Origin of the sequence: Burkholderia sp. BCC1988 (genome assembly GCF_905339895.1) — a bacterium.
Lineage (GTDB): Bacteria > Pseudomonadota > Gammaproteobacteria > Burkholderiales > Burkholderiaceae > Burkholderia.
Genome location: NZ_CAJPHA010000013.1, coordinates 104,569 through 129,152 on the forward strand (window position 1 = coordinate 104,569; position 24,584 = coordinate 129,152).

A 24,584-nucleotide genomic window follows, 5' to 3' on the forward strand; every position below is an offset into this window, starting at 1 on the left:
GACCGCGCGGCCAGGCTTGCAAGGAGAAACGCAATGAAACGCACTGATGACGTGTTGCTCGTGATCGACGTGCAGTACGACTTCATGCCGGGCGGCGCACTCGCGGTGCCAGATGGCGACGCGGTCGTGCCGGTGATCAACGCGCTCGCGCAACGCTTCGACCAGGTCGTGTTGACGCAGGACTGGCATCCGCGCGATCACGTGTCGTTCGCGGCGAACCATCCCGGCCGCGAGCCGTTTTCCACGCTCGCGCTGCCGTACGGCGAGCAGGTGCTGTGGCCCGTGCACTGCGTGCAGGACACCGAAGGCGCGGCGCTGCATCGCGACCTCGACATTCCGCACGCGCGGCTCGTGATCCGCAAGGGCGGCGACGCGCAGGTCGACAGCTATTCCGCGTTCGTCGAAGCCGATCGCACGACGCGCACGGGGCTCGCCGGCTACCTGCGCGAGCTCGGCGCGAAGCGCGTGTGGTGCTGCGGGCTTGCGACCGACTATTGCGTCGCGTGGTCCGCGCTCGATGCGCGCGCGGCCGGTTTCGAGGCGGCCGTGATCAACGATGCGTGCCGCGCGATCGACCTCAACGGGTCGCTCGCGCACGCATGGCAACAGATGCAGGCGGCGGGCGTCGCACACGTGACGTCCGCGGGCGCGCGCCCGACGGCGTAGCGCATTCCTATCCGACGCAGAACATCAAGCAGGACCGAAGGAGACTCGCATGACCGAAGCCGTAATCGTATCGACCGCACGCACGCCGCTCGCGAAATCGTGGCGTGGCGCATTCAACATGACGCACGGCGCGACGCTCGGCGGCCACGTGGTCGCGGCCGCGCTCGAACGCGCGAAGCTGGACCCCGCGCGCATCGAGGACGTGATCATGGGCTGCGCGAACCCCGAAGGCGCGACCGGCGCGAACATCGCGCGGCAGATCGCGCTGCGCGCCGGACTGCCGGTGAGCGTGCCGGGGATGACGGTGAACCGTTTCTGCTCGTCCGGGCTGCAGACCATCGCGCTCGCCGCACAGCGGATCATCGCGGGCGAGGGCGACGTGTATGTCGCGGGCGGCGTCGAATCGATCTCGTGCGTGCAGAACGAGATGAACCGGCACATGATCCAGGAGGGCTGGCTCGTCGAGCACAAGCCGGAGATCTACTGGAACATGCTCCAGACGGCCGAGAACGTCGCAAAGCGCTACGGGATCGCGAAGGAGCGGCAGGACGAGTACGGCGTGCGCTCGCAACTGCGCGCCGCGGCCGCGCAGGAAGCCGGGCGCTTCAACGACGAGATCGTGCCGATCACCGTGCGGGCAGGCGTCGCCGACAAGGCGACGGGCCGGCTGTTCACGCAGGACGTGACGGTGTCGGCCGACGAGGGCATCCGGCCCGACACGACGCTCGAGGGCGTCGCGAAGATCCGTTCGGCCGTGCCGGGCGGCGTGATCACCGCGGGCAACGCGAGCCAGTTCTCGGACGGCGCGTCGGCGTGCGTGGTGATGAACGCGGATGCCGCGCAGCGCGAAGGGCTGCAGCCGCTCGGCGTGTTCCGCGGTTTCGCGGTCGCCGGTTGCGAGCCGGACGAGATGGGCATCGGCCCGGTGTTCGCGGTGCCGAAGCTGCTGAAGCAGGCGGGGCTGAAGGTCGACGACATCGGCCTGTGGGAGCTGAACGAAGCGTTCGCGGTGCAAGTGCTGTACTGCCGCGACACGCTCGGGATTCCTGACGACCGCCTGAACGTGAACGGCGGCGCGATCGCGGTCGGCCATCCGTACGGCGTGTCGGGTGCGCGCCTGACCGGCCATGCGCTGATCGAAGGCAAGCGGCGCGGCGTGAAATACGCGGTCGTCACGATGTGCATCGGCGGCGGGCAGGGGGCTGCCGGCCTGTTCGAAATCGTCTGATATTTGTGCGCAGGAGGGGCGGCCGCGGCTTTCGGGGGACCGAAACCGCGGCCGCGATGCGAATCGGCGAAATCCGTGGGCGATTCGTAAGAAACAGGAAGCAAACGCCATGCATTCGACGCTGCCGTTTCCCCTTACTTGTCAAACGATTTGCCGCACCTATACTTGCTCTGACATTTGCCTTTCGGCGGGATGGGCCAACGCGTGCGTCGTACCGGCGCACGTGACGCGTTTCCGGTAGCCGGCGAAGACGATGCATCGCGCGTTTCCGGCACCGTGGGCGTTCGAACCACGCAGCAGACCGAAACGGGGACCAAATTGAGCACGACCTATGCAGCCGGGGAACCGCCGCGCGTCGTCAGCGCGGCCGCGAAGCTCTACGCAAAATGCCTGCTGGTCGGTTTTGCATTGCTGCCGGCCTATCTGATTGCCTATCTGTGGTTCTTCAGCGACCCGCACGTCGTGTTCGAGAACCACGCATTCCATGAAATCGCGATCGCGGCCGCGACCCTCGAAGGCGCGTTCGTCACCTACGTGACGTGGGTGTGCTACCGATCGTCCGGCGAGCCGCTGCTGCGCTGGCTGACGCTCGGCTTTCTCGGCTTCGCGATGATCTACGCGCTGCACGGTCTGTTCACCGGGATGGCGCACCACAACATCTGGCTGTTCCTGCTGTACGGGCCCGCCTCGCGCCTCGTGATGTCGATCCTGCTGCTCACGGGCCTGCTGTCGTATTCGCAGCCGCCCGATCGGGTGGAGAAGCGTACGCGCGCGCGCACGTGGCTGCCGTGGGTCGTGTTGTTCGTGACCATCAACGTGGCGGTTGCGTACATCGCCTATTCGCCGGTCGCCGGCGCGCCGGGTACGCGGCTGTCGATGGAAGGCGGCGCGCTGGTGTTTTCGCTGCTGAACGTCGGCGTGCTGCTCGCGCGGCGCATCCGCTCGCCGCTGATGGTGATCTACGGCGTGTCGATCATGGCGTTCGCGCTGTCGTCGCTCGCGTTCATCCTCGGCAAGCCGTGGAATCACATGTGGTGGCTCGCGCATGCGATCTTCGCGGGCGGGTTCTTCCTGCTCAGCTACGGCGTCGTGCAGGCGCTGCAGACGACGCGCTCGTTCTCGGCGATCTACAGCCAGGAAGACCTGATGAGCCGGTTGTCGGAATCGATGGCGCGCACCGAGAGTGCGTTGCAGGAACTGCGCCGCACGAACCAGAAGCTCGAATACATGGCCGCGACCGATCCGATGACGGGCGCGTCCAACCGTCGCCAGTTCATCGCGCAGGTCGAGCGCGAGATCGTGCGCGCGGAACGCGACGGCACGCCGTTTTGCCTGCTCGCGCTCGATCTCGACAACTTCAAGAACATCAACGATGCATACGGGCACCAGATCGGCGACGAGGTGCTGCGCGGCGTCGTGCGCCAGTGTCTCGAGGCGATACGTCCGGCCGGTGCGCTCGCGCGGGTCGGCGGCGAGGAGTTCATGGCGCTGTTGCCCGAGATGCCGCTCGAGGGCGCTCGCATGACGGCCGAGCGCGTGCGTTCGTCGATCGCGAGTTCGCCGTTCGGGCTGGATTTCAAGCGCGTGCAGGTGACGGTCAGTGTCGGCGTCGCGCAGTATGGGGTCGACGGCGGGACGGTCGATGCGTTGTTGCGCGCGGTCGATGAACGCTTGTATCAGGCGAAGCGGGACGGGCGCAATCGCGTGGTCGCGCACTGACGGACGAGCGCCGCGCATCCGGCGGCGTGGTGTGCGCGGATGCAGCGCAATGGCGGCGCGATGCGATGTCCGCGCGGTTTGCGTCCCGCCTGAATGAAGCCCCGTACGCGAATGTGCGTGCGGGGCTTTCGTTTCATTGGCGCATCGTCTGGCGCGCCGCGATGGCCGCCGCCTGCTGTGGCTGCACGTCCTTCATCCGCTCCATCGCCTGCCACCAGTACTTGCCGGTCCGCAGTTGCGGATCACGAATCGCGAGATACGTCGTACTCCACAGCTGCGCCGCATTGGCCTCGGTCGCGTCCGCGCTGCGCGTGCCGAACGCGTCGGTCTGATACCGGCCGTTCACGTACGACCACGTCCACATCTCCGACGTGCGCATGTCGCGCCCGTTCGAGATCACTTGCCAGATCGTCTGCCGTGCCTGCGTCAGCAGCGCGCGTGTCGTGTCCGACAGATCCTGGCGCGCGAGTTGCCGATCGAGCCCGGCGACCCACATCGCCTGCTGCCACGACCAGATCACGGTGCCGTGATACGCGGAACTCGTGAACTTCGGCCACAGTGCCTGGCTCGCATACGCGGGATTCGCGATCACCATCCCGACATCGGTGACGAGCCCGGTCGGGAAGGGCCGCGTGACGTCGGCGACGATGCGCTGGAGTTCGTCGTCCGGCGGCGTGCCGAACAGCAGCGCGAAGCCGCCGTCGGAATTCATCACCGGAACCGGCGTGCCCTGCTGGTCGAGCGACAACGCGTAGAACGTGAGCGGCGCGCCCGGCGCGGTGCCGGCCGGTACGCCGGCCGACGGCGCATACGCCGACACGTCGGTCGTCGCCTGTGCGGCCGGCACGCTCACCTGGAACAGCGGTGGCGCCTGCCGTTCCCACGTGGCCGCTTCGGCCGCCGTGTTCGCGAGTGCCGCGCGTTGCCCGGCGTCCAGGTACGGATCGAGCAGGCCGCGCGTGAGGAACGCATTCGCCGCGCGCAGCGCGGCCGGCACGAGCACCGCGTTCACGTCGTACGGATAGACGCCGCCGCCGAGCCCGTCGGTGCTGTCGCGCCAGTTGCCGACGATCTCGCCGGGCCGCAGGTGGATCAGGTTCGCAACCGACGGCTGCTGCGCGAACGGCTGCGCGGTCGCCGCGACGTGCAGCAGGTTGACGACGAGCCGGCTGCCATTGGTCTGACCGTCGCCGCCGCGTTGCGCGAGATAGGCGGCCGCGCGCGCCTGGCCGCGCGTGTCGTCGATCAGCCACGCCGCCGCGATCGGCGCGAGCAGGTAGTCGCTGTCGATCATCTTGTAGTCGTAGGTCGGCGTCGCATCGTTCGGCCGGCCGTGCTTCGCGTTGTCGACCAGTGCGAATTCGCCGATGCCTTCCTCGTGCGCGACCTTGCCGTCGTTCGACAGGCGGCTCAGTACCGACGTCAGGCCGGCCTCGATCGCCGCCGGTTCGAGCACCGGCATCAGCATGCGCGCCGAAATCAGCGTGTCGCGGCCGAAATACGTGTCGTACTGCCACGAGCCGGCCAGCAGCTTGTCGTGGAAGCTCAGGAATTCGAGCACGTTCTGGCTGACCGGGTCGGGATTCGCGGACGGGGCGAGCAGGTCGGCGCGCGTGATCGGCGACATCGGCGTCTCGCCCGACAGCGCGTCGACATGCAGCTTCAGCGTGCGCGTACCGGCCGCCGCGCGCAGCACCAGCTTGCCGTCCGCGGCCGTCGCGATGCTGCCGCCGTCACGCAGCGTGATGCGCAGTGCGTAGCCGGGGGCGCCGTCGAGCCGGTCGCGCTGCCATTGCGCGGCGCTGCCCTGGATCGTCGGGGCGGTGACGATCTCCGGCGGAATCGTCGCGCCGCCGTTGAAGTCGCGCAGGAAGCGCACGTTGCTGAGCACGCCCTGGCGGATCGTCAGCGTGTCGGTGTCGACCGACAGGTCGGCGCCGATGCCGTTCAGCGGGCGGCCGTGCGGGTCGGGTGCCGACAGTGCGGACGGCGGCGTGTCGAGGCTCCAGTTCACCGGCTGCGCGGTGTCGTCGAACCACAGCCCGGTGCCGCTGTTGCCGGCCGGAAACACGACAAGCAGACGCGGCTTCGTCGACGAGCGCACCAGCAGATGGGCGGCGACCTTGTCCTGCCGGTAGAACGCGTTGATCTGCCCGCCGGCGTCCATGCGGAACGACAGCGCGGCGCTGGAAGAGGGTGGCGGGTCGTTTGAATGGACGTCGTCGTCGTTGCAGGCGGCGAGCAGGCCGGCGCAGACGAATCCCAGACACAGCGATTTCGTGAAGCGATGCACGTTCATGACGACCCTCCTGACGGCTGCGATTTTTTTATCGAAATGCCCGGATGAGCGGACGGCTCGATCCGCTTCGTTCTGCGTCGCAGGCATTCGGAAAATGCCCGGATTAATCGTGATGTGATGCTTGCGGGACGAATTGAACCGTTTTTTAATCGGGAGGCGATAAAGGATGAATATGGAAAACGATAGCCCACACCACCCGTCACGAAACGGGTGAAGTCGATGGAGAGCGCTTTCGGCGGGCGAAGGATGAGGCTCTGTCGGTGCTGAAAAAGATCAGATGAAAGATGTTGTAGGGGATTCTAGATTTTCATGAAAGCCAAAGTCAATCATGCTCGATCAATTTCGATGTATTTTATTTGATTTCTGTAATTATTACCCGGCGAGCCGGTAAAAGATGCAATTTCGTCGAAATGAATAATGAATCCGGATAACGACCGGTCGATTGATCCGAAATGGCGCTTCAAATCGAAGATTAATCGGCAATGCATGAAACGCATGGCGACTGCAATGTCGTCCGCCATGACCGTTGTGAGAAGGGATCGGTGGCGGGCGCGGCAATGGCCGATTCGAAAAACGCGAAGCACAGGTCGTGAAAGTTGCTTTGATGGCCAGGCGTAGCCGCGCCTTTGACGGGTAACCACGAAGTTCGCGTTACCACGAGTTGTTGCACATTAGCGGTTGCGGCTTCGCGCGCTGGCCCGTCTTGGGGCCGGGCAAATCACCATACGATAGAGGGCACCTGACAACGGGTTTGCGCGCGGCTGGCCATGCAAGCGTCTTCGATCGTTGGTATTCGCGTGATCTCGTGCGGTATCACAGGAGCATCCACCGTTCATTTCGTTATGTGGGGCGACATGCGACTAGCTGATTTCATCGTGCGGAACATGGAGTCGATCCTGGTGCAGTGGGAAGCGTTTGCCGCCACGCTGTTACCGGCCGCAAAGGGCATGGACTCGTTCGCGCTACGCGACCATTCACGGCAGATCCTCGAGGCCGTGGCCAAGGACATCGGCACCCCGCAAACGCGGGACGAGCAACACGAAAAATCGCTCGGGCGCGCGCCCGAGCCGGTGAACGCCACGGAAACCGCCGCGCAGACGCATGCCGTGCTGCGTGCCCGAAGAGGCTTCAACATCAATCAGTTGGCGGCCGAGTATCGGGCGCTGCGTGCCAGTGTGTTGCGCCTGTGGATCGACGAGTGCCAGCCGGGGCTGCCTCACATGGACGACATGATTCGTTTCAACGAGGCGATCGATCAGGCGCTCGCGGAATCCGTCGCTTTCTTTACCGAGCAGGTCGAGCAGGCTCGCAACTTGTTGTTGGGCATGCTGGGTCACGACATGCGCACGCCGCTGCAGACCATTCAGATCACGGCGACTTATCTGGCGGCGCTCAATGCGGGAGAGGAAGTATCGGAGGCCGCGGCCCGGCTGATCAGAAGCGGGGGGCGCATGCAAGGCCTCCTTGACGATCTCTGCGATTTCAATCGAACCCAGCTCGGGCTGGGCATCAACGTTGTTCCGCGCAATGTCGATCTCGCACGTGTGCTCGCCAATGTGGTCGACGAACTGCGGGCGGCTCATCCGGATCGGGAAATCGAGGTCGACGTAAGCGGCGACCTCCGGGGGGACTGGGACGATCAGCGCATGCAGCAATTGCTGAGTAATTTGGTGAGCAACGCGATCAAGTATGGCGCGTCCAAAACGCCGGTGCGGGTGACGGCGGTATCGGCTGACAAGGAAGTGCTCATCGAGGTTGGGAATAGAGGGCCGGCGATGGACCGACTCACGCTGGAGCGCATTTTCGACCCCCTTCAGCGCGGAGCCGACCAGTCGGCAAGTGCGAGTGACGATGTCGGGTTGGGGCTCGGCTTGTACATCGCCAGCGAAATCGCAAAGGCACATCACGGCCGAATTGACGCGCGGTCCGATCCGACGGAAACAGTATTCGAGGTGCGCCTGCCGAGAGGCGCGTGAGCCGTGGTTCGCGATGGCGGCCAGCCATGCGGGGCTTACAACCGGAATGCGGAGGGCGATTCGCCGATCGCGAATACGATTTCCTTTCCGGCAATCCCGTATCGATACCGTCAGCGCTTCTAGCCAGATGGGCGCATCTCAAGATGCCGTCCATTCGCGCCGGCAAGTTTGGTACGCTTGTCGGCTGCTTTCGCCAGCCGAATCGTGACGTCCGCAAGTGGCACGGTGAAAAAGCGGGTATCGTGGTTGGAGTCTTGAACTTGTACCGGCTTGGATACCCGCTTTTTCCCGGCAGGGAGCGATTTCGACGAACGTGAGCGAACGATGAACAGGCTGTGTGATACCCGGCTGGCAAGGTTCTGGGCGAACCGCCGAACCAACACGAACAGGAGCAACGGAAGTGATTAGACACATCGTCATGTGGAAGCTGAAGGAATCGGCCGAGGGCGGCACGCGCGCGCAGAACGCGCTGAAGCTGAAGGAAAAGCTCGAAGGCTGCCGCGACCTCGTGCCGGGCATCCTGCAACTCGATGTCGGCATCGCGACGCCGGGCCTCGAAGCGACGTCCGACGTCGTGCTCGTGTCCGATTTCACGGACCAGGCCGCGCTCGATGCGTATCAGGTGCACCCGGTTCACCAGGAAGTGAAGAAGTTCATCGTGGCGGTGGCCGAATCGCGCCAGTGCGTCGACTACCTGTCCGACAGCGCACGATGAGCGACGCGACATCCCCGGCGGCCGGTCCGTCGATCGAAAGCCCGTTCGTCGACCTGCTCGGCGTGCGGCTCGTGTCCGCGAAGGACGGTGCGAGCGAGATCGTGCTGCCGCTCGACGAGCGGCACATGAACACGTGGAGCATCGCGCACGGCGGCGTGACGATGACGCTGTCGGACATCGCGCTCGCGATGGCCGCGCGCAGCCTGACCGACGACGGCGTCGGCGTCGTCACGGTCGAGATGAAGGTGAACTTCATGCAGCCCGGGCGCGGCGAGTTGCGCGCATACGGACGCGTGATGCATCGTTCGACGACGATGGCGTATTGCGAAGGCGAAGTGCGCGACAGCGACGGCAACTTCGTCGCGAAGGCGCTCGGCACGTTCAAGTACATGCGGCGGCTCGCGGTGGGCCGCGACATCAAGCGGCAACGCACCCGCACCGCGCCGGATGCGCAGCCCGGCCCGAGTGACGCGTAAGCGCCCTCGACGAACGGCCCTGCCTTTTCACCGGCAGGGCCGTTTTGCGTGGCGGCCCGCCACCGCGCGGCGTGGCATCATGTGACGCTTGTCCGCTCACGGCGCCGCCCGCGCCGTCCTCACCGATGCCGCTGAATCCGAAGATTGCCCAGGTGCTCGACATGGTCGAGCGCGCGAAACGTCCGTCCTATCACCACCAGACGGCGCAGCAGGCGCGCGCCGCGTACGAGAAGAGCGCGCCGATCCTCGACGTCGCGCCGGCGCCGATGCATTCGGTCGAGGCCTGCGTCGTGCCGACACGCGACGGCCGCTCGATCGGCGCGCGGCTGTACCTTCCGGTCGAGCCGAGCCTCGCCGAACCGCTGCCGGCGCTCGTCTATTACCACGGCGGCGGCTTCACGGTCGGCAGCGTCGATACGCACGACGCGCTGTGCCGGATGTTTGCGCGCGACGCGCAATGCGCGGTGCTGTCGGTCGACTACCGGCTTGCGCCCGAACACCGGTTCCCGACCGCGGTGAACGACGCCGACGATGCATTGCGCTGGCTGCATCGCGAGGCCGCCGCATTCGGCATCGATGCGACGCGGCTCGCGGTCGGCGGCGACAGCGCGGGCGGCACGCTCGCGACGGTCTGCGCGGTGCTCGCGCGCGACGCGGGTATCGGGCTTGCGCTGCAACTGCTGATCTATCCGGGCGTGACGGGTCACCAGGACACCGAATCCCACGGACGGCTCGCGAACGGCTACCTGCTGACGCAGGACACGATCCAGTGGTTCTTCACGCAATACTTGCGCGATCGGTCCGACCGCGACGACTGGCGCTTCGCGCCGCTCGACGGCACGCGCGACGCGCCGTCGTTCGCCGGTGTCGCGCCGGTCTGGATCGCGACGGCCGAATACGATCCGCTGAGCGACGAGGGCGCCGCGTACGCGGACAAGCTGCGCGCGGCCGGCAATACGGTTACGCTGGTCTGCTATCCGGGGATGATCCACGAGTTCTTCAAGATGGGCGGCTACGTGCCGGAGGTGCGGGCCGCGCATGCCGACGCGGTGGCGGCGCTCAGGGCCGCATTCGACGACGTTTGACGGCGGCGGCGCCCGGCGCCGCGCGGAGGAAGCGATGACCGACGGCTGGGTGGAAACGGGCGACTGGGCCGTGCTGGGCGGCGATGCCGCACGGATTCGCGATGCGGTGTTCGTGCGCGAGCAGCGGATCCCGCCGGAATGGGAACTGGACGACGAGGATCCGCTGTCGTTGCACGCGGTTGCCTACCGGGTCGATGCGGCGACCGGCGCACGCCGCGCGGTCGCGACGGGACGGCTGCTGCGCACCGGCACGATCGGCCGGGTCGCGGTGCTGGCCGACGCGCGCGGGCAGGGCGCCGGATCGGCCGTGCTGCATGCGCTGCTGGACGCGGCGCGGCATCGCGGCGAGCCGGTCGTGCGGCTTTACGCGCAGGATGCCGCGGTGTCGTTCTACGTGCGGCACGGCTTCGCGGCAATCGGAGAACCGTTCGTCGAAATCGGCGTGCCGCACGTCGAGATGGCGCGCGCGCCGTAGCGCCGCCCGCGCCGCCCCCGCCGCTGGCTCAGCGCGGCGGCGTCGCGTCGATGTCGAACGTGAACGCACGCTCGAAACTGCCCGGGCGAACGGTGCGGTGCGAGCCGTCGTCGTCGCAGCGTTCCTTGATGTCGACCGTCAGGCGCACGCCTTCCTTCATCGTCACGCGCAGCGCGGTCGTGCCGCGCGTGCCGTATTCGGGTGTCTCGATGAACGCGGCCGACAGCGCACGCTCACGCTCGATCGGAATGCCGGTGTGCGGCAGCGCGTCGTCGTCCGCGACATGCGGATCGCGCATCAGCTCGATCAGCTCGTCGAGCGACGGGGCCGGGTTGTCGGTCAGCAGCGTGCCGAGTTCCGCGCGCTTGCGCACGACTTTGGGCCAGGGCGTATCGAGCCGGGCATTCGACAGCGCATGCACGCCGGCGGCGATCGCGACCGGCGCGGCGACGCGGGTTTCGCCTTCGGCCGCGCGGTTGCAGAACCACGCGAGCTCGCGCCGCTTCCAGTCGCCGACCAGCAGGTTGAAGCCGTTGTACACGGCCGCGTGCTCGGCCAGCTCGCCGAGATAGTCGAGCGGCGCGACGGACGGGCCGCGGAGGAAATCGGACACGAGCTTGCCGCGGGTCGGCGCGCCCGCGCGAATGTCGAACGGCGCGCGGTAATTGGTCAGCGCCGCGAAGCGGCCGTCGCGCGATACGCCGAGCCACGTGCCGCCCGCTTCGAGATCGCGGCCGGCCAGCACGCCCGGCACATCCTCCCACCACGAAAGCGGCGCACTCGTACGGCGAAAGAACTCATCGCGGTTGGCGGTCAGGGTAAAGACGGGACCGGCGGCGGCATCGGGCTGCCAGTCGAAGGCAATCAGACACATCGGGCGAATCTCTCGCAGGAAACATCGGGCGCCGGCTGCATCGTGCGAGCCGGCGTGCGACCGGGTTGTCAGTGCGTCACGCTTCCGTCGGCCACGGGTACGGCAGCGCGTCGAACGCGAGTGCCGGACCGTCGGCCGAACCGAGGTGCACGGTGCCGCTGTCGAGCGCGGCCAGCTTGATCTCGACCAGCGCGTCGACGCCGCCCGCGGGCGCGGCCGCCGCATTGACGATCATCCCGCACGGCTGGCCCGGGTCGTCGCTGTGGAACAGCTCGACGCCGGCATGCACGGTGTCGGTCTCGCCGGCGACGTGCGCGAGCGCGGTACGGCGCTTGATCGTGCCGCGGTACTGGCTGCGCGCGACGATTTCCTGGCCCGGGTAGCACCCCTTCCTGAAGTTAACGGCGCCGATCACGTCGAAGTTGACCATTTGCGGCACGAACTGTTCGACGGCAGGCTGCGTGATGCGCGGCTCGCCCGCGCGCACGTCGAGCCAGTCCCAAACGGCCGGCGACACGACCGGCAGCGTGCCGGCGAGCGCGGCGAGACGCGCGTCGACTTCCGCGCGCGGCCCGATCCACAGGTAGCGCTTGCGGCCGGCCGCGTCCGGGACGCGGATCAGCGCCCCGGCCGGGCCGTCGACCTTCACGTGCACGCCGTCCGGCAGCGCGTCGAAGATGCCCGACAGCGCTTCGCGCACGTCGCCCGCGAAGCCGACCACCGCGAGCGTGTCGCTCGCGTCCGTCAGTTTCGCCTTCGCGCGCAGCACGAACATCGACAGCCGTTTCTGCACGGCGGCCTGGACGTCCTTCGAGACGAGCAGGCGCACGCCGTGACCGGCGCGCCAGGCGAGGAACGACGCGAGCAGGCGGCCCTTCGGCGAGCAATAGCCGGACAGGCGCGCGCTCGCGGCATCGAGATGCTCGATGTCGTTGGTGAGCTGGCTGTGCAGGAACGTCGCGGCGTCGTCGCCGGCCACGTCGATCACGCCGAACTGCGCAAGCGGCATGCAGGCGCCCGGCGCGTCGAAATCGGCGGCGGACGGGCGGGGGAAAACGGGGAGCGAGACGGGTGCGGGCTGGGCAGCCGGTGAAGCGAATGGTGTGCTCATGGAATGAGGGAACAGTCAACCCTGACTTTGACGGAGGCGAGCAAGTATTATATGGGTCTTACCTGAGTCTCGTTTCCATGTCCCTACTGAAGAAATGCGCCGCGACGGTCGTGGCGCTGGCCGTCGTTGTGGCCGCTGCCGGCGCGGGCGGCGGGTATTACTGGGCGACCCGGCCGCTGCTGCTGGGCGCCGCAACGCTCGACGTCACGATCAAGCCGCGCAGCAGCGTGAAGAGCGTCGCTTTGCAGCTCAAGCACGGCGGCGTGCCGGTCGAGCCGTTCGGCTTCGTCGCGATGACGCGCCTGCTCGGGCTGTCGAGCCGACTGAAGTCCGGCAACTACGAATTCAAGACCGGCATCACGCCGTACGACGTGCTGCAGAAGATCGCGCGCGGCGACGTGAACGAGTACGTCGCGACGGTGATCGAGGGCTGGACCTTCAAGCGGATGCGCGCGGAACTCGACGGCAATCCCGATCTCGCGCACGCGACGGCCGGCATGAGCGACGCCGAGCTGCTGCGCGCGATCGGCGCCCCCGACAACGCGATCCAGCGCGGCAGCGGCGAGGGGCTGTTCTTCCCCGACACCTACCTGTTCGACAAGGGCACGAGCGACCTGAACATCTACCGGCGTGCCTACCACCTGATGCAGACGCGCCTCGACGAAGCATGGGCCGCGCGCGCGCCGGGGCTGCCGTACAAGACGCCTTACGAAGCGCTGACGATCGCGTCGATCGTCGAAAAGGAAACGGGCCATGCGGCCGATCGCGCGTTCGTCGCGGCGGTGTTCGCGAACCGGCTGCGCATCGGGATGCCGCTGCAGACCGATCCATCGGTGATCTACGGGCTTGGCGACGCGTACGACGGCCGCCTGCGCAAGCGCGACCTGCAGGCCGACACTCCTTACAATACCTATACGCGCCGCGGCCTGCCGCCGACACCGATCGCGCTGCCGGGCGTCGCCTCGCTGCAGGCGGCGATCAATCCGGCGCCGACGAGCGCGCTCTATTTCGTCGCGAAGGGCGATGGCACGAGCGTGTTCTCGGACACGCTCGGCGATCACAACAAGGCCGTGGACAAGTACATACGAGGTCAATAATGCCGAGCGGTAAATTCATCACCTTCGAAGGCATCGACGGGGCGGGGAAGACCACCCACCTGCAATGGTTCTGCGAACGCCTCCAGGCGAGGCTGGCCGCGAGCGGCCGGCAGGTCGTCGTCACCCGCGAGCCGGGCGGCACGCAGCTCGGCGAGAAGCTGCGCGAGATCCTGCTGAACCAGCCGATGGATCTCGAGACGGAGGCGCTGCTGATGTTCGCCGCGCGTCGCGAGCATCTCGCGCTCGTGATCGAGCCGGCGCTCGCGCGCGGCGACTGGGTCGTGTCCGATCGCTTCACCGACGCAACGTTCGCATACCAGGGCGGCGGCCGCGGGCTGCCGCGCGACAAGCTCGAGACGCTCGAGCGCTGGGTGCAGGGCGGGTTCCAGCCCGACCTGACGGTGCTGTTCGACGTCGCGCCGCAGGTGGCGAGCGAGCGCCGCGGTGCCGCGCGCATGCCGGACAAGTTCGAAAGCGAGTCGGACGCGTTTTTCTCGCGCACCCGCACCGAATACCTGCGGCGCGCGGAAGAGGCGCCGCACCGCTTCGCGATCGTCGACGCGACGCAGACGATCCCCGAGATCCGCCAGCAGCTCGAACGCGTGCTTGCCGCGCTGTAACACGAAGGAACGCACCACATGATCTATCCGTGGCAGACCGACGACTGGAACCGCCTGCAGCAACTGCGCGCGCAATGGCCGCATGCGCTGCTGCTGCACGGCCAGGCCGGGATCGGCAAGCTGCAGTTCGCGCAGCATCTCGCGCAGGGTTTCCTGTGCGAAGCGCCGCAGCCGGACGGCGAGCCGTGCGGCACCTGCGCTGCCTGCACGTGGTTCGCGCAGGGCAACCATCCGGACTACCGGATCGTGCTGCCCGAGGCGCTTGCGGGCGAAGCGCCGGGCGCCGCGGACGACGCGAAGCCGGCCGATGCCGACGAAGGCGGCAAGAAAACCCGTGCGCCGAGCAAGGAAATCAAGATCGAGCAGGTGCGTGCGCTGCTCGACTTCTGCGGGGTCGGTTCGCACCGCGGCGGCGCGCGCGTCGTCGTGCTGTATCCGGCCGAGGCGCTGAACGTCGCCGCGTCGAACGCGCTGCTGAAGACGCTGGAGGAGCCGCCGTCAGGCGTCGTGTTCCTGCTGGTGTCGGCGCGCATCGACCGGCTGCTGCCGACCATCATCAGCCGCTGCCGGCAGTGGCCGATGACCGTGCCGGCGCCCGACGCGGCCGCGGCGTGGCTCGCGGCGCAGGGCGTCGACGATGCGCGCGCGCTGCTCGCCGAAGCCGGCGGCGCGCCGCTCGCCGCGCTGGCGCTCGCGAGCGACGAGAACCGCCCGCTGCGCGATTTCACGCTCGGCCAGCTCGCCGCCGGCGCCGCGTGCGATCCGTTCGCGTGCGGCGAGACGCTGCAGAAGCTGCCGGTGCCGCTGGTGCTCGGCTGGCTGCAGCGCTGGCTGTACGATCTGCTCGCGCAGCGGATGGCGGGCGCGCCGCGCTACTTCCCGATGCAGGCGGCCGCGCTCGCGCGTTGCGCGGAAGCCGTCGACGCGAATGCGTTCGCACGCTTCATGAAGGCCGTGACGCGCCAGCGGACGGTCGAGAACCATCCGCTCAACGCCCGGCTCGTCTTCGAGGAACTGTTTCTCGGTTATCGGGAAATGTTCGCGTGAGCGCGTATTGTTTCCTTGAAGAGGGGAAACGGCTGCCGGCGAGCGCATGAGCGCTCGCCTTACGTATTCAGGAAACACGATGTTCGTCGATTCTCACTGCCACATCAATTTCAAGGGTCTCGCCGACCGCCTGCCGGCCGTGCTGGAGAACATGCGCGAGCACGACGTCACGCATGCGCTGTGCGTGTCGGTCGACTTCGAGACGCTGCCCGACGTGCTCGCGATCGCGCAGGCGCACGACAACGTGTACGCGTCGGTCGGCGTGCATCCGGACCACGAGGACGCACGCGAGCCGACGCTCGCGGAGCTGGTCGAGCTGGCCGCGCACCCGAAAGTCGTCGCGATCGGCGAGACGGGCCTCGACTACTACCGCCTCGAAGGCCGCTCGATCGCCGACATGGAATGGCAGCGCGAACGCTTTCGCACGCATATCCGCGCGGCGACCGCGACGATGAAGCCGCTGATCATCCATACGCGCTCGTCGTCGGAAGACACGCTGCGGATCATGGCCGAGGAACGCGCGGACGTGCCGGGTGGCGTGATGCACTGCTTCACCGAGCCTTGGCCCGTCGCCGAGCAGGCGCTCGCGCAGAACTTCCATATCTCGCTGTCGGGGATCGTCACGTTCAAGAACGCGACCGACGTGCAGGACGTCGCGCGGCGGGTGCCGCTCGAGCGGCTGCTGATCGAGACCGACTCGCCGTACCTCGCGCCGGTGCCGTACCGCGGCAAGCCGAATGAACCTGCGTACGTCAGCCATGTCGGACGCTTTATCGCATCCGAGCGCGGCATCCCCGTCGAGGCGCTGGCCGATGCGACGACCCAGAACTTTTTCCGGCTGTTCAAGATCGCCCGCTAACGACGCGCGCCCAGCCGACAACCCAGGGAAGGAGCCCACAACAATGACGAAGCCGACCACATACCTGCCCAAGCGCGCCCTCGTCGCCGCCGCGCTCGTCGCGAGCGGCCTGTTTGCCGCCGCCGGCGCGCATGCCGAGTCGCTCGACCCGGTCGTCAAGGCGGTCAAGTTCGACGACATCGCCGACATCGGCAAGCAGCTCAAGAGCGGCAAGCTCGATCCGAACACGATCGCACCGAACGGCGACCCGCTGCTCGTGATCGCCGCGCGCGAGAAGTCCGACAAGGTCGCCGCGGCGCTCGCCACGACGCCGAACGTCGACCTCGAGAAGGAAGACAAGGCCGGCGAGAACGCGCTGATGCTCGCGTCGCTGAACGGCGACGTCGGGCTCGTCAAGCTGCTGATCGACAAGGGCGCGGAAGTCAGCAAGAAGGGCTGGGCGCCGCTGCACTACGCGGCCACCAACGGCCAGGACGAGGTCGTCAAGGTCCTGCTCGACCATGACGCGTATATCGACACCGCGTCGCCGAACGGCACGACGCCGCTGATGATGGCCGCGCGCGGCAACCACGCGTCGACGGTCAACCTGCTGCTCGACCAGGGCGCCGATCCGCAGGTGAAGAACCAGCTCGGCATCACCGCGCTCGAGTTCGCGCAGCACTACAAGGCGCCGGATGCGATCGACATCCTGAGCAAGCGGACGGTGCGCGTCGGTGCATCGGCGCCGGCAGATGCGCAAAAGAGTGCAAAATGACGGTTTCGGCGCGGTGGCGCAGCGCCCGGCCGGCCGCAACCCGGCCGGCAGCGGGCGTCCGGCCGCCGCGCCGGTCAGCGCAGCAAGCGGCCCGAGGCCGCATTGACATAAGGAACACCATGTTGCGGGCTATGTTTTGTGCCGCGGCGTTTGCCGTGCCGTTGTCGGCGGCGGCTTTCACGGGCGCGGATCTCGACCGGCTGTGCGCGAAGACGGACGTCAAGTCGCGGGCGTCGTGCGCGGCCTACATCGAAGGCGCTGCCGATGGCGTCTACAACACGATCGACGCGATCGGCGGCACCACCGGGCCGCGCGTCGGGCAGTATTTCTGCCTGCCGCCCGACATCCGGGCGCAGCAGATGACCGACGCGGTGCGCAAGTACATCGCGGAGAACCCGAAGCTGGCCGACTACAACGCGAGCACCGCGGTATCGCTCGGTCTCGGCAAGGCATTCCCCTGCAAGGGCGGCAGTTGATCTGACACCGGGTCCGGGTGCGCGCTGCCCGGACGTCGCCGACGCATCCAGGACGAGGCCGCCGCGTCTCATAACCGAAGCATCCCGGGCGCCGATGATTTCAATCGAGGAACTGCAGCGCATCGCCGATGCGCCGTTGCATTCGTGGTCCGGCACGCTGATCGTGTCGGTCATGGTCGTGCTGGTCGTCGTGATCGTGCACCGTCTCGGCGCACGCATCGTCAAGCGCATCGCGCAGCCGTATCCGCTGATGAGCGTGATCCTGCGCTACATCGACAAACCTTCGCTCGTCACGCTCGCGCTGCTTGCGCTCGAATTCCTGTGGATCCAGACGGACGAAGGCATGTCGTTCGTGGGCGGGATGCGCGCCGCGGCCGCGGTCGGCTCCATCGTATCGCTGACCTGGCTGCTGGTGCGGCTCGCGGCCGGCGTCGGCGACGCGATCATCCAGGCCCATCCGATGGATGCGGCCGACAACCTCCACGCGCGGCGCGTCCACACGCAGGCCAAGGTGCTCGTGCGGACCGTCATGGTGCTGATCGTGGTCATCGGCACGGGCGCCGCGCTGATGACGTTCCCGAACGTGCGCCAGGTCGGCGCGAGCCTGCTGGCGTCGGCCGGCGTCGCCGGCCTCGTCGCCGGTATCGCCGCGCGGCCGGTGCTCGGCAACCTGATCGCCGGGCTGCAGATCGCGCTCACGCAGCCGATCCGGCTCGACGACGTCGTCGTGATCCAGGGCGAGTGGGGCCGCATCGAGGAAATCACCGGCTCGTTCGTGTCGGTGCGGCTGTGGGACCAGCGCAGGCTGGTCGTCCCGTTGCAGTGGATCATCGAAAACCCGTTCACCAACTGGACGCGCCACAGCTCGGAGATCATCGGCACGGTCTACCTGTCGGTCGACTACCGCACGCCGCTCGCGCCGCTGCGCGAGGAGCTCGCGCGGCTCGTCCATGCGGCGCCCGAGTGGGACGGCCGCGTGCAGGTGCTGCAGGTGACCGATGCCACCGAGCGCACGATGCAGTTGCGCGCGCTCGTCAGTGCGGCCGACTCGTCGGCGTGCTGGGATCTGCGTTGCCGCGTGCGCGAGGGCTTGATCGCGTACCTGCAGGCGCGTTTCCCGCAATGCCTGCCGCGCAGCCGGATGGAACTGTATCCGCACGATTCGGCGCCCGGCGAGCCGAGCCCCGAACGGCCGCACGCGCGGCCGCCCGCCGCCAGCACGGCGGCCAACACCGCGGCCGATCCGAAGGCCACCGAAGGCCGCTGAACGCGCGCCGGTACCTGCTGCCATCACCTCCATGACCGCGCTGAAGACGCTTGCCATCGCCAACTACCGCTCGCTGCGCGAGCTGATCGTGCCGCTCGCGGCGCTCACCGTCGTCACCGGGCCGAACGGCAGCGGCAAGTCGAGCGTGTACCGTGCGCTGCGGCTGCTTGCCGACACCGCGCAGGGCCGCGTGATTCCGTCGCTCGCGCGCGAAGGCGGGCTGCCGTCGACGCTGTGGGCCGGCCCCGAGCGCTTTTCGCGCGCGATGCTGAGCGGCGACACGCCGGTGACCGGCACGGTGCGCAACGGACCGGTGAGCCTCAAGCTCGGTTTCGCCGGCGACGATTTCGGTTACGCGATCGATCTCGGCCTGCCGGTGAAGAACGATGCGTCGATGTTTCGTCTCGATCCGGTCGTGAAGCGCGAATGCATCTGGGGCGGCGCGCTGCTGCGGCCGTCGACGCTGCTGGTCGACCGCCAGGGCGCGCAGATTCGCGCGCGCATCGGGTCGGGCGACTGGCACACGGTGCCGCAGCCGGTGGCGAGCTTCGACAGCATGATGACCGAGTTCGCCGATCCGGTCGGCGCGCCGGAGATGATCGCGGTGCGCGAGCGGATCCGGTCGTGGCGTTTCTACGATCATTTCCGGACCGATGCGCAGGCGCCGGCCCGGCAGTCGCAGATCGGCACCCACACGCCGGTGCTGGCGGACGACGGCGCCGACCTGGCCGCCGCGCTGCAGACGATCCGCGAAATCGGGGATGCGGCCGCGCTCGATGCCGCGATCGACGACGCGTTCCCCGGCGCATCGATCGACATCGACAATCCGGGCGGGCGCGGCCGCTTCGACGTGCTGATGCGTCAGCCGGGGCTGCTGCGGCCGTTGTCGGCCGCCGAGCTGTCGGACGGCACGCTGCGCTACCTGCTGCTCGCGGCCGCGCTGCTGACGCCGCGCCCGCCCGCGCTGATGGTGCTGAACGAACCGGAGACGAGCCTGCACCCCGATCTGCTGCCGGCGCTCGGCCGCCTGATCGCGCAGGCCGCGCAGCGTTCGCAGGTGCTGGTCGTGTCGCACGCGGCGCGGCTCATCGCGACGCTCGAACGCGAGGCCGGCTGCGAGTCGCTGGTGCTCGACAAGCAGCTTGGCGCGACCGTGCTCGTCGATGCGGACACGCGCGACCTGCCGCCGTGGAAGTGGCCGTCGCGCTGACGGGCAAAGCGGTGCGCGCGCGGCCGCGTCGGCGGCATGCCACCGGCAGCCCGCCGTCGGGCCCGCGGCGCGAATGTATCCTGTCTGTAACAACACCCATAAAATGAAAGCCCGGTGCTTTCCGGGCATCGGGATCGCGAATAATAATGAGATATCCGGCCGGCGCGATGCCGGCCGTGTGCTGCACGGAGGGGATTGTGCGCCAGCCCCCGTGCCGGCCGACCGAGGACACAGGAGACGTGGACCATGAGAATTGCCCAGATCGCCCCGCTGACCGAATCCGTGCCGCCGAAGCTGTACGGCGGCACGGAGCGCGTCGTGTCCTACATCACCGAGGCGCTCGTCGACCTCGGCCATGACGTGACGCTGTTCGCCAGCGGCGATTCGACGACCCGGGCCAGGCTCGAACCGGTATGGCCGCGCGCGCTGCGGCTCGATGCGTCGATCCGCGACCGCGTCGCACCGCACATGCTGCTGATGGAGACGGTCGCGCGCCGCGCGAAGGACTTCGACGTGCTCCATTTCCACATGGACTACTACTCGTTTTCGGTCTTCAACCGGCAGGACACGCCGTTCGTGACGACGCTGCACGGCCGGCTCGACCTGCCCGAGCAGCAGCCGGTGTTCGACACGTTCAACACCGCGCCGGTGATCTCGATCTCGAATTCGCAGCGCCAGCCGCTGCCGCAGGCGAAATGGCAGACGACCGTGTACCACGGGCTGCCCGACACGCTGTACCTGCCGCAACCCGTCGAGCCGCGCTATCTCGCGTTCCTCGGCCGCATCTCGCCGGAGAAGCGGGTCGACACCGCGATCCGCATCGCGTACCAGTGCGGGCTGCCGATCAGGATCGCCGCGAAGATCGACGCGGCGGACCAGGAGTACTTCGAGCGGGAGATCAAGCCGCTGTTCGCACTGCCGCACGTCGAATACATCGGCGAGATCGCCGACCACGAGAAGGCAGAATTCCTGTCGGGCGCGCATGCGCTGCTGTTTCCGATCGACTGGCCGGAGCCGTTCGGGCTGGTGATGATCGAGGCGATGTCGTGCGGCACGCCGGTGATCGCGTTCAATCGCGGCGCGGTGCCGGAGGTGGTGGACGAGGGCGTGTCGGGCTTCATCGTCGAGGACGAGATCAGCGCGGTGGCCGCCGTGAACCGGCTGCACCTGCTGCCGCGCGCACGCGTGCGGCGGCGCTTCGAGGAGCGCTTCACGTCGCGGCGGATGGCGCAGCAGTACGTCGACGTGTACCAGTCGCTGATTCGTGCGCAAAAGCGCTCGCGCTTCAAGGTGATCGATTCGACGACCTGACGCGCGGCGCGTGCGGATAAAAGAACGGCGATGTCCGCGAGGACATCGCCGTTTGCACATCGCCCGCGCGCGGCGCGCACGGACGAGGACGCCGCGGCGTCAGATCTTCAGCTTCGTGACCTTCGTGCCGTTGATCGACACGTCGCCCATCAGGCCGGCGTTGGTCAGCACGATGACCTGGACCGGCGCGGTGGCCGTGTTGGAGTCGACCGCGCCGTTCGCGCCCATCTTCACGAGCGCGACCGATGCGCCGGCGCCGGCTGCCCAACCGTCCGAGCCGCGGAATTCGTCGAGCGCCTCCTGCGTCATGAACAGGAACACGATCGCCTTCGACTGCGCACCGGCCTGCAGGCCGACCGACAGCGACGACGTGTTGTAGTAGCCGACCGTGCTGCCGCCGACGCGCAGCGCGCCGTTGCCCGACTGGCCGCCGACGATGAAGCCGGCCTGCAGCACGTCCGGGAACACGAGCACGCCGCGCGACTTCGCGACGAGTTCACGCGAACCCTTGACCGTGGAATACATGCGCGACAGCGTGGCGTCGACGCTCGAATCGATCGCCTGACGCTTCGACGCGTTGGTCGCGGCGTTGTCGGGCTTGTCGGGGGTAGTGGTGCAACCGGTGAGCGCAAGGCTGCCGACGACGAGCGCAGCGGCGGCTTTCAGCACAAGGTTCCGTTTTTGCATCGTTCTTCTCCATCGGATGACGTTCGGAGTGAGTCTCGCTCACGGAGCGGATCACGTCGGCAGTTATATCACAACGGATTACAACCCCATTTCGTGCGCGCATGAAAAGGCGCCGAATCGTTTTGCGGTGTCGCGGCGCACCAACGGACGGACCGGCGCGCGCACGGCGATATGTCGCTACATCGCGCGACGGCCGGGGCGGGCGGGAACGGCGGGGCCGGCAGGTGCAGGTCAGTGCGTGACGGGCGGCGCCGGCGGGGTCGGCGGCTTGATCGGCGGGCGCCGCAACGCGCGGCGGATCAGCGCGATCACGACCCCGCACGCGAACAGGAACGCGGCCGGCACGACCCAGTAGCCGACGAACGCGTGCCACAGATAACCGGCGAGCGTGTTGCGGCGCACGACGTATTCGTCGCGGGCCGCCTGCTGGCGTGCCGCGTTGGCGGCCAGCACGTCGGCCGGGCAGCCGGCCGCGCGCGCCGCGTCAGGATCGCCGTGGCACTTCGTGGCGGCGCCGGCCGCCTGCTGCGCATCGGTGAGCTGCCAGGTGGTCAGCGCGAGTTGCAGGTCGGCCTTGTTGTACGCCATTTCCTCGCGGATCTCGCGCACGGCGACGATCGCGACGGGCACGGCCCAGAACACGATCACGATCAGCCAGCGGCGGAACCAGCGGTGTTGTCTCCATGCCATCCATGCCTCCGTTTGACGCGGTGTGCGCGTCCGTCTCGAGGGCGGCCCGATGGCGCTTCTTGTACTTGGGTGGGCCGCGTTGCAGCCATCATAGAAGAAATCGCGGCGAATTGCCGCACCGTATGGCGGCATTTGTACGGCGTGCTGGGGAAGCGGGGCGGGCAGGCGGCGCAGCAGGTCGCGACGACGGCAGCGACGGCGCCGCCGGCCGGCGCGGCGACGCATTCCACGTCATCGCGTGCGTCGATGCGCGTGCAACGAAAACAAAAATGCCGCGCCCGCCGAAGCGGTGCGCGGCATTCGTGCGGGAGCGCGGGAACTCAGGCGGCCGGCTGGCTGCTCAGGCAGCTCTTCATGAACGCCTTGCGGTCGTCGCCCTTCTTGTCGGCGGCCTGCGTGTTGCACGCCTTCATCTTTTCCTGCTGCGACATCTTCTTCGCGGGCTTGGCCGACAGGCAGTCCTTCATGAACGCCTTGCGTTCATCGCCCGTCTTGCCGGCGGCCTGGGTGTTACAGGCCTTCATCTTGTCCTGCTGGCTGTTCGCCGCGAAAGCGGGGGAAGCCAGCATGCCGCCGAGAAGCACTGCGGCTACGAGCGATTGGATTTTCATTTCGACACTCCCATGGGGTGAATTGCGTTTTATATCGACGCCGTCACGAAGCCCGGCGCAACGGGAACAGGGCCACATCACGCCGCGCGCTCCGATTATGGCAAATCAATGTGAAAACACCAAAACGGCATTCCTATAACGCGGCGGGCGACGTGGCCGTTGACGGCGTGCGTCCCGCGGCGATCGGGACTAACCATGATGCGCAGCGTCCGGTGCCGGGCGTATCTACCGGATGCCGGCCGCGAGCCATTACAATCGCGGCCATGAATACTCCGAACCCCGCATCCCCTTCGTCCGCGCCGGCCCTGCCGCGCATCGCCGTACTCGCCACCGGCGGCACGATCGCCGGCGCCGCGCCCGACGCCGCCAGCACGGCCGGCTATCAGGCCGGCGCGCTCGGCGTCAATTTCCTGCTCGACGCGGTGCCGGCGCTCGCGTCGGTCGCACGCATCGAGGCCGAGCAGGTCGCCAGCATCGACAGCAAGGATCTCGCGCTGCCGCTGTGGAATACGCTCGCCGCGCGCATCGACGCGCTGATGGCCGATCCGGCGATCGACGGCATCGTGATCACCCACGGCACCGACACGCTCGAGGAAACCGCCTACGCGCTGCATCTGGTCGTGACCGGCGACAAGCCGGTCGTGCTGACGGCCGCGATGCGGCCGGCCACCGCGCTGTCGTCCGACGGCCCGCTGAACCTGCTGAACGCGGTGACCGTCGCCGCTCACCCGGCCGCGCGCGGCCAGGGCGTGCTCGTCGCATTCAACAACCGGATCCACGGCGCGCGCGACGTCGTGAAGACGAGCACCTACGCGGTCGATGCGTTCCAGTCGCCGGAACTGGGCGCGCTCGGCTGGGTGCAGGACGGCCGCGTCGAATTCGCGCGCCGCGTGACGCGCGTGCGCGATGCGCGACTGGCGATCGCCGCGGCGTGGCCGCCGGTCGAAGTCGTCGCGAGCTATGCGGGCGTGACGCGCACGGCCGTCGATGCGCTCGTCGCGGCCGGCGTGCGCGGGCTCGTCGTCGCGGGCACCGGCAACGGGTCGATCCATGCGACGCTGCAGGCGGCGCTCGCCGATGCGGTGAAGGCGGGCGTCGCCGTGGTGCGTGCGTCGCGCGTCGGCTCGGGGCACGTGATGCGCAACGGCGCCGCGAACGACGACGCGCTCGGTTTCGTGAGCGCCGGGTCGCTGAGCCCGTTCAAGGCACGCGTGCTGCTGATGCTCGCGCTCGCGAACGGGATTCACGAGCGCGACGCGCTGCAACGCGCATTCGACACGCTGTGACCGCTGGCCGCCGATCGGGCGGCGCGCGGCGTGCATGAAAAAGCG

At 67.9% G+C, this 24,584-nt stretch carries 25 protein-coding genes; 18 read left to right on the top strand and 7 right to left on the bottom strand.

The window, feature by feature from the left end:
* The first annotated feature begins 33 nt into the window (after positions 1 to 33).
* The 3 genes from pncA (at position 34) to U4012_RS19775 (ending at position 3,613) form a co-directional block, all read left to right on the top strand.
* Positions 34 to 666, top strand: coding sequence for a bifunctional nicotinamidase/pyrazinamidase (gene pncA, locus U4012_RS19765; RefSeq protein ID WP_257771444.1), 633 nt, complete (start codon positions 34 to 36; stop codon positions 664 to 666).
* Between the two features lie 49 nt (positions 667 to 715).
* The gene (locus tag U4012_RS19770; RefSeq protein ID WP_321800896.1) at positions 716 to 1,894 is read left to right on the top strand and encodes an acetyl-CoA C-acyltransferase; all 1,179 of its coding nucleotides are present in this window, start codon (positions 716 to 718) and stop codon (positions 1,892 to 1,894) included.
* 318 nt (positions 1,895 to 2,212) lie between these two features.
* Positions 2,213 to 3,613: a sensor domain-containing diguanylate cyclase gene (locus tag U4012_RS19775; protein ID WP_321800898.1), complete on the top strand. Its 1,401-nt coding sequence runs from the start codon at positions 2,213 to 2,215 to the stop codon at positions 3,611 to 3,613.
* Between the two features lie 133 nt (positions 3,614 to 3,746).
* On the opposite strand, the gene U4012_RS19780 is transcribed toward U4012_RS19775, so the two are convergent.
* Together U4012_RS19780 and U4012_RS19785 are read right to left on the bottom strand one after the other, a co-directional pair.
* On the bottom strand, positions 3,747 to 5,906 hold the full coding sequence (locus U4012_RS19780; RefSeq protein WP_321801043.1) for a hypothetical protein: 2,160 nt from the start codon (positions 5,904 to 5,906) through the stop codon (positions 3,747 to 3,749).
* Positions 5,907 to 6,238: 332 nt separating this feature from the next.
* On the bottom strand, positions 6,239 to 6,553 hold the full coding sequence (locus U4012_RS19785; protein WP_321800900.1) for a hypothetical protein: 315 nt from the start codon (positions 6,551 to 6,553) through the stop codon (positions 6,239 to 6,241).
* Between the two features lie 213 nt (positions 6,554 to 6,766).
* Between U4012_RS19785 and U4012_RS19790 the strand changes: the two genes are divergently transcribed.
* The 5 genes from U4012_RS19790 to U4012_RS19810 all read left to right on the top strand — a co-directional run bounded on the left by U4012_RS19790 (position 6,767) and on the right by U4012_RS19810 (position 10,639).
* Complete coding sequence (locus U4012_RS19790) at positions 6,767 to 7,888, top strand: sensor histidine kinase (protein ID WP_044843777.1); 1,122 nt, start codon at positions 6,767 to 6,769, stop codon at positions 7,886 to 7,888.
* Positions 7,889 to 8,288: 400 nt separating this feature from the next.
* The gene (locus U4012_RS19795) at positions 8,289 to 8,603 is read left to right on the top strand and encodes a Dabb family protein (RefSeq protein WP_121858954.1); all 315 of its coding nucleotides are present in this window, start codon (positions 8,289 to 8,291) and stop codon (positions 8,601 to 8,603) included.
* Positions 8,600 to 9,079 carry a PaaI family thioesterase gene (locus U4012_RS19800; RefSeq protein ID WP_124570151.1) on the top strand — a complete coding sequence of 160 codons (480 nt, stop codon included), beginning with the start codon at positions 8,600 to 8,602 and terminating at the stop codon, positions 9,077 to 9,079. Before U4012_RS19795 ends, U4012_RS19800 begins: the two co-directional genes overlap by 4 nt.
* Before the next feature lie 125 nt (positions 9,080 to 9,204).
* Complete coding sequence (locus U4012_RS19805) at positions 9,205 to 10,164, top strand: alpha/beta hydrolase (RefSeq protein ID WP_321800905.1); 960 nt, start codon at positions 9,205 to 9,207, stop codon at positions 10,162 to 10,164.
* Between the two features lie 34 nt (positions 10,165 to 10,198).
* Complete coding sequence (locus U4012_RS19810) at positions 10,199 to 10,639, top strand: GNAT family N-acetyltransferase (protein ID WP_044843655.1); 441 nt, start codon at positions 10,199 to 10,201, stop codon at positions 10,637 to 10,639.
* Between the two features lie 28 nt (positions 10,640 to 10,667).
* Here U4012_RS19810 and U4012_RS19815 read toward each other — a convergent pair whose 3' ends face one another.
* Both U4012_RS19815 and U4012_RS19820 read right to left on the bottom strand, forming a co-directional pair.
* Complete coding sequence (locus U4012_RS19815) at positions 10,668 to 11,513, bottom strand: NRDE family protein (protein WP_124520189.1); 846 nt, start codon at positions 11,511 to 11,513, stop codon at positions 10,668 to 10,670.
* Between the two features lie 76 nt (positions 11,514 to 11,589).
* Positions 11,590 to 12,624 carry a folate-binding protein gene (locus U4012_RS19820; protein ID WP_321800908.1) on the bottom strand — a complete coding sequence of 345 codons (1,035 nt, stop codon included), beginning with the start codon at positions 12,622 to 12,624 and terminating at the stop codon, positions 11,590 to 11,592.
* Between the two features lie 77 nt (positions 12,625 to 12,701).
* Between U4012_RS19820 and mltG the strand changes: the two genes are divergently transcribed.
* The 9 genes from mltG to U4012_RS19865 all read left to right on the top strand — a co-directional run bounded on the left by mltG (position 12,702) and on the right by U4012_RS19865 (position 21,265).
* Positions 12,702 to 13,721 (top strand): endolytic transglycosylase MltG, encoded by a 1,020-nt coding sequence (gene mltG, locus U4012_RS19825; protein WP_044843652.1) that lies wholly within the window; start codon positions 12,702 to 12,704, stop codon positions 13,719 to 13,721.
* Positions 13,721 to 14,341: a dTMP kinase gene (gene tmk / locus U4012_RS19830; protein WP_321800911.1), complete on the top strand. Its 621-nt coding sequence runs from the start codon at positions 13,721 to 13,723 to the stop codon at positions 14,339 to 14,341. The genes mltG and tmk overlap by 1 nt, the downstream gene beginning before the upstream one ends.
* Positions 14,342 to 14,359: 18 nt before the next feature.
* The gene (locus tag U4012_RS19835; protein ID WP_321800913.1) at positions 14,360 to 15,388 is read left to right on the top strand and encodes a DNA polymerase III subunit delta'; all 1,029 of its coding nucleotides are present in this window, start codon (positions 14,360 to 14,362) and stop codon (positions 15,386 to 15,388) included.
* Between the two features lie 79 nt (positions 15,389 to 15,467).
* Complete coding sequence (locus tag U4012_RS19840; RefSeq protein ID WP_044843649.1) at positions 15,468 to 16,247, top strand: TatD family hydrolase; 780 nt, start codon at positions 15,468 to 15,470, stop codon at positions 16,245 to 16,247.
* 43 nt (positions 16,248 to 16,290) lie between these two features.
* Positions 16,291 to 17,001: an ankyrin repeat domain-containing protein gene (locus U4012_RS19845; protein WP_321800916.1), complete on the top strand. Its 711-nt coding sequence runs from the start codon at positions 16,291 to 16,293 to the stop codon at positions 16,999 to 17,001.
* Between the two features lie 119 nt (positions 17,002 to 17,120).
* Positions 17,121 to 17,477, top strand: a complete 357-nt coding sequence (locus U4012_RS19850; protein WP_044843647.1) for a Rap1a/Tai family immunity protein — start codon at positions 17,121 to 17,123, stop codon at positions 17,475 to 17,477.
* 94 nt (positions 17,478 to 17,571) lie between these two features.
* Complete coding sequence (locus tag U4012_RS19855; protein ID WP_321800919.1) at positions 17,572 to 18,744, top strand: mechanosensitive ion channel family protein; 1,173 nt, start codon at positions 17,572 to 17,574, stop codon at positions 18,742 to 18,744.
* Between the two features lie 31 nt (positions 18,745 to 18,775).
* The gene (locus tag U4012_RS19860; RefSeq protein WP_321800921.1) at positions 18,776 to 19,954 is read left to right on the top strand and encodes an AAA family ATPase; all 1,179 of its coding nucleotides are present in this window, start codon (positions 18,776 to 18,778) and stop codon (positions 19,952 to 19,954) included.
* A 246-nt stretch (positions 19,955 to 20,200) separates the two neighbouring features.
* The gene (locus U4012_RS19865; RefSeq protein ID WP_321800924.1) at positions 20,201 to 21,265 is read left to right on the top strand and encodes a glycosyltransferase family 4 protein; all 1,065 of its coding nucleotides are present in this window, start codon (positions 20,201 to 20,203) and stop codon (positions 21,263 to 21,265) included.
* 99 nt (positions 21,266 to 21,364) lie between these two features.
* Here the strand turns inward: U4012_RS19865 and U4012_RS19870 are convergent, their stop codons facing one another.
* From U4012_RS19870 to U4012_RS19880, 3 genes are all read right to left on the bottom strand, one after another.
* Entirely contained in the window at positions 21,365 to 21,952 is a 588-nt protein-coding gene (locus tag U4012_RS19870; protein ID WP_044843643.1) for a YSC84-related protein, read from the bottom strand.
* Between the two features lie 231 nt (positions 21,953 to 22,183).
* The gene (locus U4012_RS19875) at positions 22,184 to 22,642 is read right to left on the bottom strand and encodes a membrane protein (RefSeq protein WP_044843642.1); all 459 of its coding nucleotides are present in this window, start codon (positions 22,640 to 22,642) and stop codon (positions 22,184 to 22,186) included.
* Positions 22,643 to 22,962: 320 nt separating this feature from the next.
* Positions 22,963 to 23,253: a PsiF family protein gene (locus U4012_RS19880; RefSeq protein ID WP_044843641.1), complete on the bottom strand. Its 291-nt coding sequence runs from the start codon at positions 23,251 to 23,253 to the stop codon at positions 22,963 to 22,965.
* A gap of 263 nt (positions 23,254 to 23,516) precedes the next feature.
* Here U4012_RS19880 and U4012_RS19885 point away from each other — a divergent pair, with 263 nt between their 5' ends.
* Positions 23,517 to 24,539, top strand: coding sequence for an asparaginase (locus tag U4012_RS19885; protein WP_321800927.1), 1,023 nt, complete (start codon positions 23,517 to 23,519; stop codon positions 24,537 to 24,539).
* Positions 24,540 to 24,584: the final 45 nt, after the last annotated feature.

What these genes read in the sequence shown, in the direction of transcription:
- pncA (WP_257771444.1), top strand. Translation starts at nt 34, where the DNA reads ATGAAACGCACTGATGACGTGTTGCTCGTGATCGACGTGCAGTACGAC.
- U4012_RS19770 (WP_321800896.1), top strand. Translation starts at nt 716, where the DNA reads ATGACCGAAGCCGTAATCGTATCGACCGCACGCACGCCGCTCGCGAAA.
- U4012_RS19790 (WP_044843777.1), top strand. Translation starts at nt 6,767, where the DNA reads ATGCGACTAGCTGATTTCATCGTGCGGAACATGGAGTCGATCCTGGTG.
- U4012_RS19800 (WP_124570151.1), top strand. Translation starts at nt 8,600, where the DNA reads ATGAGCGACGCGACATCCCCGGCGGCCGGTCCGTCGATCGAAAGCCCG.
- U4012_RS19805 (WP_321800905.1), top strand. Translation starts at nt 9,205, where the DNA reads ATGCCGCTGAATCCGAAGATTGCCCAGGTGCTCGACATGGTCGAGCGC.
- U4012_RS19810 (WP_044843655.1), top strand. Translation starts at nt 10,199, where the DNA reads ATGACCGACGGCTGGGTGGAAACGGGCGACTGGGCCGTGCTGGGCGGC.
- U4012_RS19815 (WP_124520189.1), bottom strand. Translation starts at nt 11,513, where the DNA reads ATGTGTCTGATTGCCTTCGACTGGCAGCCCGATGCCGCCGCCGGTCCC.
- U4012_RS19820 (WP_321800908.1), bottom strand. Translation starts at nt 12,624, where the DNA reads ATGAGCACACCATTCGCTTCACCGGCTGCCCAGCCCGCACCCGTCTCG.
- mltG (WP_044843652.1), top strand. Translation starts at nt 12,702, where the DNA reads ATGTCCCTACTGAAGAAATGCGCCGCGACGGTCGTGGCGCTGGCCGTC.
- tmk (WP_321800911.1), top strand. Translation starts at nt 13,721, where the DNA reads ATGCCGAGCGGTAAATTCATCACCTTCGAAGGCATCGACGGGGCGGGG.
- U4012_RS19835 (WP_321800913.1), top strand. Translation starts at nt 14,360, where the DNA reads ATGATCTATCCGTGGCAGACCGACGACTGGAACCGCCTGCAGCAACTG.
- U4012_RS19840 (WP_044843649.1), top strand. Translation starts at nt 15,468, where the DNA reads ATGTTCGTCGATTCTCACTGCCACATCAATTTCAAGGGTCTCGCCGAC.
- U4012_RS19845 (WP_321800916.1), top strand. Translation starts at nt 16,291, where the DNA reads ATGACGAAGCCGACCACATACCTGCCCAAGCGCGCCCTCGTCGCCGCC.
- U4012_RS19850 (WP_044843647.1), top strand. Translation starts at nt 17,121, where the DNA reads ATGTTGCGGGCTATGTTTTGTGCCGCGGCGTTTGCCGTGCCGTTGTCG.
- U4012_RS19855 (WP_321800919.1), top strand. Translation starts at nt 17,572, where the DNA reads ATGATTTCAATCGAGGAACTGCAGCGCATCGCCGATGCGCCGTTGCAT.
- U4012_RS19860 (WP_321800921.1), top strand. Translation starts at nt 18,776, where the DNA reads ATGACCGCGCTGAAGACGCTTGCCATCGCCAACTACCGCTCGCTGCGC.
- U4012_RS19865 (WP_321800924.1), top strand. Translation starts at nt 20,201, where the DNA reads ATGAGAATTGCCCAGATCGCCCCGCTGACCGAATCCGTGCCGCCGAAG.
- U4012_RS19870 (WP_044843643.1), bottom strand. Translation starts at nt 21,952, where the DNA reads ATGCAAAAACGGAACCTTGTGCTGAAAGCCGCCGCTGCGCTCGTCGTC.
- U4012_RS19875 (WP_044843642.1), bottom strand. Translation starts at nt 22,642, where the DNA reads ATGGCATGGAGACAACACCGCTGGTTCCGCCGCTGGCTGATCGTGATC.
- U4012_RS19880 (WP_044843641.1), bottom strand. Translation starts at nt 23,253, where the DNA reads ATGAAAATCCAATCGCTCGTAGCCGCAGTGCTTCTCGGCGGCATGCTG.
- U4012_RS19885 (WP_321800927.1), top strand. Translation starts at nt 23,517, where the DNA reads ATGAATACTCCGAACCCCGCATCCCCTTCGTCCGCGCCGGCCCTGCCG.